General features: G+C 73.0%; 8 protein-coding genes. 3 read left to right on the top strand and 5 right to left on the bottom strand.

All coding sequences use genetic code 11. The features are described from left to right. Window positions 1–339 precede the first annotated feature (339 nt). The 3 genes from IEZ17_RS11450 to IEZ17_RS11440 all read right to left on the bottom strand — a co-directional run bounded on the left by IEZ17_RS11450 (window position 340) and on the right by IEZ17_RS11440 (window position 4,721). Window positions 340–921: a TetR/AcrR family transcriptional regulator gene (locus IEZ17_RS11450; protein WP_189299130.1), complete on the bottom strand. Its 582-nt coding sequence runs from the start codon at window positions 919–921 to the stop codon at window positions 340–342. 1,177 nt (window positions 922–2,098) lie between these two features. After that, window positions 2,099–3,103, bottom strand: coding sequence for an aldo/keto reductase (locus IEZ17_RS11445; protein WP_189299128.1), 1,005 nt, complete (start codon window positions 3,101–3,103; stop codon window positions 2,099–2,101). Window positions 3,104–3,266: 163 nt separating this feature from the next. Then, the gene (locus tag IEZ17_RS11440; RefSeq protein WP_189299126.1) at window positions 3,267–4,721 is read right to left on the bottom strand and encodes an MFS transporter; all 1,455 of its coding nucleotides are present in this window, start codon (window positions 4,719–4,721) and stop codon (window positions 3,267–3,269) included. A 101-nt stretch (window positions 4,722–4,822) separates the two neighbouring features. On the opposite strand from IEZ17_RS11440, the gene IEZ17_RS11435 reads away from it, so the two are divergent. Next, the gene (locus IEZ17_RS11435) at window positions 4,823–5,779 is read left to right on the top strand and encodes a helix-turn-helix transcriptional regulator (RefSeq protein ID WP_189299124.1); all 957 of its coding nucleotides are present in this window, start codon (window positions 4,823–4,825) and stop codon (window positions 5,777–5,779) included. Window positions 5,780–5,831: 52 nt separating this feature from the next. Here the strand turns inward: IEZ17_RS11435 and IEZ17_RS11430 are convergent, their stop codons facing one another. Next, entirely contained in the window at window positions 5,832–7,289 is a 1,458-nt protein-coding gene (locus IEZ17_RS11430) for an MFS transporter (RefSeq protein WP_189299122.1), read from the bottom strand. Window positions 7,290–7,353: 64 nt separating this feature from the next. On the opposite strand from IEZ17_RS11430, the gene dusB reads away from it, so the two are divergent. Both dusB and IEZ17_RS11420 read left to right on the top strand, forming a co-directional pair. Continuing rightward, complete coding sequence (dusB, locus tag IEZ17_RS11425) at window positions 7,354–8,490, top strand: tRNA dihydrouridine synthase DusB (RefSeq protein WP_189299120.1); 1,137 nt, start codon at window positions 7,354–7,356, stop codon at window positions 8,488–8,490. A 171-nt stretch (window positions 8,491–8,661) separates the two neighbouring features. After that, entirely contained in the window at window positions 8,662–9,234 is a 573-nt protein-coding gene (locus tag IEZ17_RS11420; RefSeq protein WP_189299118.1) for a MarR family winged helix-turn-helix transcriptional regulator, read from the top strand. A gap of 12 nt (window positions 9,235–9,246) precedes the next feature. Here the strand turns inward: IEZ17_RS11420 and IEZ17_RS11415 are convergent, their stop codons facing one another. After that, complete coding sequence (locus IEZ17_RS11415) at window positions 9,247–10,176, bottom strand: helix-turn-helix transcriptional regulator (protein ID WP_189299116.1); 930 nt, start codon at window positions 10,174–10,176, stop codon at window positions 9,247–9,249. Window positions 10,177–10,343 lie beyond the last annotated feature (167 nt).

The raw sequence follows: 10,343 nt of genomic DNA, 5'->3' as shown, positions 1-10,343 counted from the left end.
GCGTTTTGCGTCTACAGGGCACGCACCGGGAGCGCGGGCGGCGTCCTGGGCCCTGCCGCCGAACTCCCGCCGTCCGCCCGAAACGCGGCCCGGGCGGCATCCGGCGTGTGCTCCCGCCGCGCCGGGCCACGGCCCTTGTGGTGGGTGTCCGAGGAGATGACCCTTGTGCTGGGCGTACGGGGGACTGGGCGTACGGGGGACTGGGTGTACTGGGGCTGGGTGTGCTGGCGTGCTGGGGGCGGCGGCCGGTACGGCGAGGGGGCGTGCTGGGGGGCGGCGTCCGGTACGGCGAGCGGCGTGCCAGACGGTTGGTGACAGGCGGGACTTCGACCGCAGGGTCTAGCCCCGCAGCCCCCGCATCACCAGATCGCGGACCGCCTCGAAGTCGGCGGTGATCTCCGGGCGGGACCACTCCGCGGCGTAACAGGGGTCGTGGAAACGGCCGGTGGCGGCGAAGACGGCATGGGCGGTGGTGGCGGGGGAGGGGGCGCGGAAGGTGCCCTCGGCGACGCCGGCCTCGATGATCGTGGCGAGCTGGGATTCGAGGTCGGTGACATGCCGGTCGACGACACCGCCGCTCTCACCGATCAACGTCATATACGTGGCGAAGAGTTCGGGGTCGTCACCGGCCTTGTGCCGCTTCGCCTCGAAGAGGGCGGCGAGCCAGCGGCCCAGCCGGTCGTCGGCCGGACCCCCGTCCGTGACGATGGCTGCCAGCTGCTCGCTCGTACGGTCCAGCCAGCGCGCCGTGACCGCCTCCCGCAACGCCGTCTTCGTACGGAAGTGGCGGTAGACGCTGCCGTGGCTGACGCCCAGGGCGCGCGCGACGTCCACCACCGTGGCCTTGGCCGGGCCGTAACGGCGCAGCACCTCCTCGGTGGCTTCGAGGATGCGCTCGGGGGTCAACGTCTCGGGGGGCATGGAACGGGCCGGCCTTTCGGGGAGGGGGCGGGGCGGGACGGCAGGGGTGGCGGTGGCAGGGACGTGGGGACAGAGACGGCGGTGGGCAACCGGTGGGCGCCCGGTGGTGGGCAGCCGACGGGTGTCCGGTGGTGGGCAACCGACGGAGGCCTGGTGGTGGGCAACCGACGGAGGCCTGATGGTGGGCACTCGACGGACGCCTGATGGTGGGCAACCGACGGGTGTCCGGTGGCGGGTACCTGGCTGGTGCCCGGCCGGGGGGTCGCGCGTCTCGGCTCTCTATGGACGGTACCCGCGATCCGCTCTCCCCGGGGGCCTCCCCCTCCCCCCACCCCTCCCCCTCGCGTGTGCCTCGACGCACGGGCTCTCGTACGCCCTGACACGGGCCCGCCTGCGCCCGGGCAGGGCCTCCGTGTGCCTCGGCGCGAGCTCGCGTACGCCCCGACAAGGACTCGCCTGCGCCGTGGCGCGAGCCTGCGTGCGCCTCGGCACGGACCCCGGCTGGCGAACTCCAGCCAGGGGAGCCCAGGCACGGGAGCCCCAGGCAAGAAGCCCAGCCAACGAACGCCGGCTGCGCAAGCCCTGCCGCGCGAGCCCCGGGTACGGACCCCGGCCGACGAACTCCGGCCATGGGAGCCCCCGGCACAGGAGTCGCAGGCACGAACTCCAGCCCTGAGCTTCGAGCGAGCCATCCTCAGCCGGCAGGCGCGCCGAGTGCGGGATCGCCGACGGCCATCGGCCAGCGGCTCGCTTACTGGGCCCTCGGCAACCCTCAGCTGATGCCTGGCCGGTGGGACCGTGAGCGGTGTGCGATCGGCGGGCGTCGGCGTGACCCCATGGCCTCTCCCTCGCCCCGTAGCTATAGCCATAGCCCCACGTCGACCGAAGTCCCTTTCCCTTCCGCCTGGTTCCGGAGCCCACCCGTTTCCTGCCATGTCTCGTTGCCGCTTGCCGCTTGCCGCTTGCCGCTTGCCGCTTGCCGCTCGGCGAAGCCTCGCAGCGCCGGGTGTCGAGAGCTCAAGCGACTGCCGGGCGGGGCGGTCGGGTCTGGGGAGGTGCCCCAGCCTGGCGCTCCGTGGGGGGCTCGGTGGTACGGCGCTTGCCGTCGCTCGTCGGTCGCCGCTCGTCGGTCGCCGCTCGGCGGGTGTCGGTCGGCGGGTGTCGCTCCTCTCTGTTGTCAGTGTTCGCTGTCCAAGTGGGCCATCTGGACTGCCGGGTAGCGGTCGCCTGCGGCGGCGCCGGCGGGGATGGCCTGCTCGATGGCGGTCAGGTCGGCGGCGTCCAGGGTGACGTCCAGGGCGCCGAGGGCCTCGGTGAGGCGGTCGCGGCGGCGGGCGCCGACCAGGGGGACGATGTCCTCGCCGCGGGAGAGAACCCAGGCGATGGCGGTCTGGGCGACCGAGATGCCCTTCTGGTCGGCGATCTTGCGGAGTGCGTCCACGAGGTCGAGGTTGCGGTCCAGGTTGTCGCCCTGGAAGCGCGGTGACATCCCGCGGAAGTCGTTGGCGGCGAGCTTGCGGTCACGGGTGAAGTGGCCGCTGATCAGGCCGCGGGAGAGCACTCCGTAGGCGGTGATGCCGATGCCCAGTTCGCGGGCGGTGGGGAGGATCGCGTCCTCGATGCCGCGGGAGATGAGGGAGTACTCGATCTGGAGGTCGGCGATCGGGGCGACGGCGGCGGCCCGGCGCAGGGTGTCCGCGCCCACCTCGGAGAGGCCGATGTGGCGGACGTGGCCGGCCGCGACCAGCTCGGCGATGGCGCCGACGGTCTCCTCGATCGGGACGTCGGGGTCGACACGGGCGATCCGGTAGATGTCGATGTGGTCGGTGCCCAGGCGCTGGAGGGAGTACGCGGCGAAGTTCTTCACCGCGGCGGGCCGGCCGTCATAGCCGCTGAAGCCGCCCTCGACGGTGCGCAGGGCGCCGAACTTGACGCTGGTCAGGGCCTTTTCGCGGGCGGCGGCGGGGGCCGTCCGCAGGGCTTCGTTGATGAGGAGTTCGTTGTGGCCCATGCCGTAGAAGTCGCCGGTGTCGAGGAGGGTGATGCCGGCGTCGAGGGCGGCGTGGATGGTGGCGAGGGATTCGGCGCGGTCGCTGTCGCCGTAGAGGGCGGACATGCCCATGCAGCCGAGGCCGAGGGCGGAGGTCTGCGGGCCGGTGGTGCCGAGGGTGCGGGTCTGCACGGCGTGCTCCTGAGGGGAGGGAGGGGCGGTGGGTGGCTGGTGTGCAGCCGTGTATTCACCATGACATGACGGCTGACAGATTTCAATATTTGTCAGTCGTAAGGGTGAGGGTGGGTGGTGGGGGGTGGGGAGCGGGCCGTGGTGGAAGGGCGCGGCTCGGGCCTCAGCTCAGGGTGCGGGGGAGGCGGAAGCCGAGCAGGGTCGTGCCCAGGACGATCAGGAGCTGGGTCAGCACGGCGGCGAGCAGGGCGTCGCGGATGCCGGCGGAGGGGAGCAGGGCGAGGAAGAGGGTGCCCAGCGTGGCCACGCCGAGGGCGAGACCGGACTGCTGCGTGGTGACCATGACGCCGCCGCCCACGCCCGCCTGTGCCACCGGCAGCTCGCTCAGCACGATCCGCACCACGACCGGCAGCAGCATGCCCTGCCCGATGCCCAGCATCGTCATGCTCGGTGCCAGCTCCATGACCGAGATGTGCGGCCAGCCGGCGTGGACGGTCAGGGCCAGGGCGAGCAGCCCGGCGCCCTGGATCAGCGAGCCGGTGATCACCACCCGCCGGCCGAAGCGCTGCACCAGCCGCGGCCCGGCCAGCGAGGCGAGGAAGAAGGCGAGGCAGAGCGGGGCGAGCGAGATGCCGGCGGCGAGCGGGCCGTAGCGGAGGCCGGTCTGGAGAGCCACCGCCACCACGAACATGAAGCCGCCGAAGCCGACCGAGAACGGGATCATCATGGACAGGCCGCTGTGGACGGAGGGGATGCGGAGGAGGGACGGCGGCACGAGGGGGGTGCGGCCGGACCGCTCGGCGCGGCGCTCGACGGCGATGAACGCGGCGGCCGAGAACGGGAAGACCGCCAGCAGCAGCCAGGACCACACGGGCCAGCCGGCGGCGCGGCCCTCGGTGAGCGGCAGCAGCAGGGCGATCAGGGAGGTGGCGAGCAGCGCGGTGCCGGGGCCGTCGACGCGGCTGGGGTGCGGGGACCGGGTCTCGGGGACCGTACGGGCCGCAAGTAGCCAGGCCACCACGGCGATCGGGACGTTCACCAGGAACACCGCCCGCCAGCCGGTGCCGGCCAGGTCGACCGAGACCAGCAGCCCGCCGAGCACCTGGCCGACGGCGCTGGAGACGCCGGCCGTGCCGCCGTAGAGGCTGACGGCCTTGGCGCGCCGCTTGCCGGTGGTGGTGGCCTGGATGGTGGCCAGTACCTGCGGCAGCAGCAGGGCGGCTGCCGCGCCCTGGGCGACCCGGGCGATCACCAGTGTCCAGGCGTCGGGAGCCAGTCCGCAGGCGAGCGAGGTGAGACCGAAGGTGGCCAGGCCCCAGAGGAACAGCCGGCGTCGGCCGGCGATGTCGCCGAGCCGTCCGCCGAGCACGAGCATCGTGGCGTAGGCGACGCCGTAGCCGGCGACGACCATTTCCAGCAGTGCGGGACCCGCGTGCAGGTCGTGGTCGATGGTCGGCAGGGCGACGTTGACGATAAAGAAGTCGATCATCGGAAGGGCCGCGCCCAGGAGGACGGTCAGCAGGCCCAGGGGGGTCAGCAGCGGGGTGGGTGCCGTACGGTGCCGGGCAGCCGGGGTGGGTGCCGCCGGTGTGGTGCGCTGTATCTGGGTTTCGGTCACGCACTAGACGATCGCGGCTGGCTCAGAGGGGTACCAGAGTGTCCTTATCCTGGTATCAGCGCTACCTGGCAACCGGCTGGGCTCTGCGGCAGGCTGGGTGCATGAGCGTGGATGCGACCGATGTGGCAGTGGCGGCGGGGCCGACCGGACCGGGCGGCGCCGCGGATGTGACGGTACGGCAGGGTGCCACAGGTGGCGGTGGCGGCGCAGCCCCGCGGGCCGGCGACGCCATCCGGCGGGCGGAGTTGGCCGCGTTCCTGCGCAGCCGGCGGGAGCGGATCACCCCGGAGCAGGTCGGCCTGCCGCGTGGCAGCCGGCGGCGCACCCCCGGGCTGCGCCGCGAGGAGGTCGCGCATCTCGGCGCGGTCGGCGTGACCTGGTACACCTGGCTCGAACAGGGCCGGGACATCCACGTCTCGCCGCAGGTGCTGGACGCGGTGGCCCGCGCGCTGCTGCTGGACCGCGCCGAGCGCAGCCATCTCTTCGCGCTCGCCGGGGCGATCGACCCGCTGCCGGGCAAGGAGTGCACGGGCGTTCCGCTGGCGTTGCGTCAGATCCTGCACCAGCTCGCGCCGTTCCCCGCGGTGGTGCAGAACAGCCGGTTCGACATCCTCGCCTACAACAGCACGTACGGGCAGCTGATGTGCGACCTCGACGCGCTGCCCGAGGAGGACCGCAACTGCATGTGGCTGGCGTTCACCCACCCCGGGTGGCGGGCCACGCTCGCCGACCGGGAGGCCACGGTCCGGACCATGACCGCCAAGTTCCGCGCCTCGATGGCCGAGCACGTCGCGGAGCCGGCGTGGAAGGCGCTGGTGACGCGGCTGACCGAGGCGTCGCCGGAGTTCCGCGAGATCTGGGCGCAGCACGAGGTCGAGCGCCCGGCGAGCGCCCTCAAGGTCTTCCGGCACCCGAAGGTCGGCCTCCTCCAGCTGACCGGCACGAATCTGTGGACGGGGCCGAATCCCGGGCCGAAGGTACTGGCGTACACCCCGGTCGACGACGTGTCCCGGGAGCGGCTGGAGCAACTGGAGAAGCTGGCGTTCGGCCAGGAGTGACCGGGCGGGGCCGCGGGCCGAGACTCGGCGCCCGCCCGGCGCTGCCCGCGGGCTACGATTCCGCGCCCGCCCGGCGCTGCCCGCGGGCCGTCTCGTCCTCGAAGAGCGCCGCGGTGCGCCGGGCGGTGGCGCGTGCCCAGCGGCCGGTGGTCAGGGCGCCGAGGAGGAGGATCCCGGCGCCGCAGCCGGTGACGATCCACCAGGCGGGGCGGCCGGCCGCGAGGAAGGCGGCGCGGGTGGCGCCGAGATGTGCTCCGCCGGCCAGGACGGCGCCGATCACCGCGACGCCCAGCGACTGCCCGACCTGCCGGCTGGTGGAGGCCACCGCCGCCGCCACCCCGGCCTGCGCGCGCGGCATACCGGACACCGCGGTATTGGTGATAGGGGCGTTGACCAGGCCGAATCCGATGCCGAAGAGGACGTAGCCGGTGAACAGCAGGGCGGTGACCGACTCGGCGTCGAACGCGGCGAAGAGCAGACCGCTGGCGGCCGTCGCCGTACCGGCGAGCAGCAGCGGCAGCCGGGGGCCGCGGCCGGCGACCAGCCGTCCGGAGAGCGGTGCGAAGACGAGGGTCATCCCGGCCATCGGGAGCATGTAGAGGCCGGCGTCCGGGGCGGACAGTCCGCGGATGTTCTGGAGGTAGAGGGTGTTGACGAAGAGGAAGCCGCCGAGTGCGGCGAAGGCGCAGACCGCTGTGACGGTGGCGCCGCTGAACGGGACACTGTGGAAGAACCGCAGGTCGATGAGGGGTTCGCGGCGCCGGCGCTCGTAGCCGACGAGGGACGCCAGGGAGGCCGCCGCCACCAGCACGAACGACAGGATCTCCGCGGAGGTCCAGCCGGTCTCCGGGGCCTGGATGATCGCGTACGTCAGGGAGCCGAGCAGCGCGATCACCAGCAGCTGCCCCACCACGTCCACCCGGCGGGGCCTGGGGGCGCGGGACTCCGGGACGTACCGCAGGGTGAGGAACAGCGCCAGGGCGCCGATCGGCACGTTGATCCAGAAGATCGACCGCCAGCCGACGCTCTGCACCAGCAGCCCGCCGATCACCGGCCCGGCCGCCATGCTGATGCCGACCACGCCGCCCCACACCCCGATGGCGCGGGCCCGCTCCCGGGGGTCGGTGAAGGTGTTGGTGATGATCGACATCGCGACGGGGGTGAGCATCGACCCGCCGACCGCCTGCACCATCCGGAAGACCACCAGCCACTCCAGGCCGGGCGCCAGACTGCACAGCAGCGACCCGATCGCGAAGACCACCAGCCCGACGGTGAAGATCCGGCGGCGGCCGAGGCGGTCCGCGGTCGAGCCGGACAGCATCAGCAGCGACGCCAGGACCAGGGTGTAGGCGTCGATCGTCCACTGCATCCCGGAGACGGAGGCGCCCAGCTCGTGCTGCATGGTCGGCAGCGCGACGTTGAGGACGGTGTTGTCGAGGCTGACGATCAGCAGGCTCAGGCAGCAGATCGCCAGGACCAGCAGACGGCGACGGCGGCTGACGACGGACATGGTTGAACGCTACAACGATCCCCGTCGGGCGTACCCGGCGGGGCAACTCGCCGGGTGCGGGACAATGGGGTCCATGACTTCGCTGCAAATCGGCCCGCACACGGTGCAGCCCCCCGTGGTGCTCGCGCCCATGGCCGGGATCACCAACGCCCCGTTCCGGACGCTGTGCCGGGAGTTCAGCGGCGGCAAGGGCCTCTTCGTCAGCGAGATGATCACCACCCGGGCGCTGGTCGAGCGCAACGAGAAGACCATGCAGCTGATCCACTTCGACGCGAGCGAGCAGCCGCGCTCGATCCAGCTGTACGGCGTCGACCCGGCCACCGTCGGCAAGGCCGTCCGCATGATCGCGGAGGAGGACCTGGCCGACCACATCGACCTGAATTTCGGCTGCCCGGTCCCGAAGGTGACCCGCAAGGGCGGCGGCTCCGCCCTCCCCTACAAGCGGAACCTGCTCCGCGCCATCCTGCGCGAGGCGGTCAGCGGTGCCGGTGACCTGCCCGTCACGATGAAGATGCGCAAGGGAATCGACGACGACCACATCACCTTCCTCGACGCCGGCCGGATCGCCGTCGACGAGGGCGTGACCGCCATCGCGCTGCACGGCCGCACCGCCGCCCAGCACTACGGCGGCACCGCCGACTGGGACGCCATCGCGCGCCTCAAGGAGCATGTCCCGGAGATCCCGGTGCTCGGCAACGGCGACATCTGGTCCGCGGACGACGCGGTGCGGATGATGCGGCAGACCGGCTGCGACGGCGTCGTGGTCGGCCGCGGCTGCCTGGGCCGCCCCTGGCTCTTCGGCGACCTGGTCGCTGCCTTCGAGGGCACCGGCGCGCCCGCCGCGCCGACCCTCCGCGAGGTCGCCGCGGTCATGGTCCGGCACGCCGCGCTGCTCGGCGAGTGGATCGGCGACGGGGCCCGCGGCGTCATCGACTTCCGCAAGCACGTCGCCTGGTATCTGAAGGGCTTCGCGGTCGGCTCGGAGATGCGCAAGCGGCTGGCGATCAGCTCGTCGCTCGCCGAACTGGAGGACGGGCTGGGCGAGTTGGACCTCGACCAGCCGTGGCCGGAGGGCGCCGACGGACCGCGCGGCCGGACCTCGGGCAACAACCGCGTGGTGCTGCCCGACGGCTGGCTGCGGGACCCGTACGACTGCGCCGGCGTCGGCGAGGAAGCGGAGCTGGACACCTCCGGCGGCTGACCGCGGGCGGGATCCGGGTGCCGGCCCCGGGGCGGTGGCGCCGTCCGGGTGTACGGCGTGATGTCCCGGCGGCCGTCCGGCCGGGCCCCCGTTACCGTGTGCAGCCCATGTGCCCCCGTGCGGCGTGCGCGTCGGGCGGCCGGGTGCGGGAGAGGTGAGGGAGATGCCGTGGTGAGCGGGCACCGCTCCGTCGAGGACATGGAGCAGGCGGTACGGGCCAGGCTCGGCGACAGCCCCGTCCGGCACGAGCGGATGGCCGCGGTCGCGAGCCTCTACCGCGCCGCGGCGTCCGTGCGGCAGCACTTCGAGAACTCGGTGCTGCGCGGTGCCGACCTGACCTGGACCTCGTTCGTCGTGCTGTGGGTGGTGTGGATCCGGGGCGCCTGGGAGACCCGCCGGGTCGCCGAGGAGGCCGGCATCTCCAAGGGCACCCTCACCGGCGTCGCCCGCACCCTCCAGTCCCGCGGCCTCGTGGCACGCACCCCGCATCCCACCGACGGCCGGCTCGCGCTGCTCTCCCTCACGCCCGAGGGCGAGGCGCTGATGGCCCGGACCTTCCCGGAGTTCCACGCCGAGGAGGCGTTCGTGACCGAGGAGCTCACGGACGACGAGGCGCTGACCCTGGCGGAGCTGCTGCGGCGGATCGTCACCCAGGTGGAGACCCGCGGCGCGGAGCGGCGGCTGGAACTGCTGGACGGGGCGGACCCGGCACCGCGCAGGAGCGGGCGGCGGGCGAAGGCGTAGCCGGTCCGGCGGTCAGCCGCCCGGCCGGCCGGGCGCGCCCGCGGCCACCAGCCCGGCCGCCCCCAACCGCCGGTAGCGCGCGAGCAGCTCGCCGAGTACCCGCTCCGCGTCCGGGCCGTCCGGCGTATAGATCCACAACTTGGTGCCGGGCGCCTCGGCCGGGGTGAAACCCGTCGCGGTGATCGTCACCTCGCGGCCGTCGACCGTACGGAAGGCCTTGCGGTGGGTGGCCGGCGCCAGGACATCGTGCCGGGCCCACATCTCCGCGAACAGCGGGCTGGCCGCGGAGAGTCTACGGATATACGCCTGCCATTGCGGGTCCTGGAGCCGGCGGCCGAATTCGGCGCGCAAGTGGCCCACCATGAAAGAGACCTCGCGCTCCCAGTCGACCAGCGGCTGGGATTCCCTTTCCGCGGTGAAAAGCCGCCACAGCACATTCCGTTCCGGTGGTGGCAGCAGCACCATCCGGGGATCCAGTGCGGCATAGGCGTCGTTGAATGCCAGGACGTCATAGCGGGCGCCGACCAGGCCCGCCGGAAGCGGGTTCAGCGAATCCAGAATGGTGTGCAGCGCCTTTGCGCCGGGCGGAACCGGAATCTCCGCCGCGGGGGATTCGGCGGAGCCGGCGGCTCCGGGGACGTCCGCGAGCCGGCGCAGATGTTCGCGCTCCGCCGGGCCGAGCAGCAGCGCACCGGCGATGGCGTCCAGCACCTGGACGCTCGGGTTGATCGCCCGGCCCTGTTCCAGCCAGGTGTACCAGGCCACGCCGACGCCCGCGCGCTCGGCGACCTCCTCCCGGCGCAGGCCCGGAGTACGCCGCCGCGGACCGCCGGGCAGGCCCACGTCCTGGGGGGTGATGCGCTCCCGGCGGAGCCGCAGGAACGCGGCGAGTTCACCGCGCCGGGCGGCTGCGGCGGATGCGGAACGGGTGGTCGCTGACACCGGCCCATCATGCGGGACGCCCGCCGGCCGGTGCCAGATACCGCCGGTACCAGGATCACTGGATCTCTGGTACCGGAATGCGCCGGTCGTGACCATCGCTGCCATGAACGAGATCACCGATGAACGGACTTCCCGTGCCGCGGATTTCGCCTGTGGGGCGCGGCCGG

Source organism: Streptomyces albospinus, from assembly GCF_014648695.1.
GTDB classification, from domain to species: domain Bacteria; phylum Actinomycetota; class Actinomycetes; order Streptomycetales; family Streptomycetaceae; genus Streptomyces; species Streptomyces albospinus.
Note: the sequence above shows the minus strand (reverse complement) of the source record. Positions and strands in the feature narration are given on the sequence as shown.

Coding starts and splice junctions, on each gene's coding strand:
- IEZ17_RS11450 (WP_189299130.1), bottom strand. CDS start 921: ATGCCCCCCGAGACGTTGACCCCCGAGCGCATCCTCGAAGCCACCGAG.
- dusB (WP_189299120.1), top strand. CDS start 7,354: ATGGGGTCCATGACTTCGCTGCAAATCGGCCCGCACACGGTGCAGCCC.
- IEZ17_RS11435 (WP_189299124.1), top strand. CDS start 4,823: ATGAGCGTGGATGCGACCGATGTGGCAGTGGCGGCGGGGCCGACCGGA.
- IEZ17_RS11430 (WP_189299122.1), bottom strand. CDS start 7,289: ATGTCCGTCGTCAGCCGCCGTCGCCGTCTGCTGGTCCTGGCGATCTGC.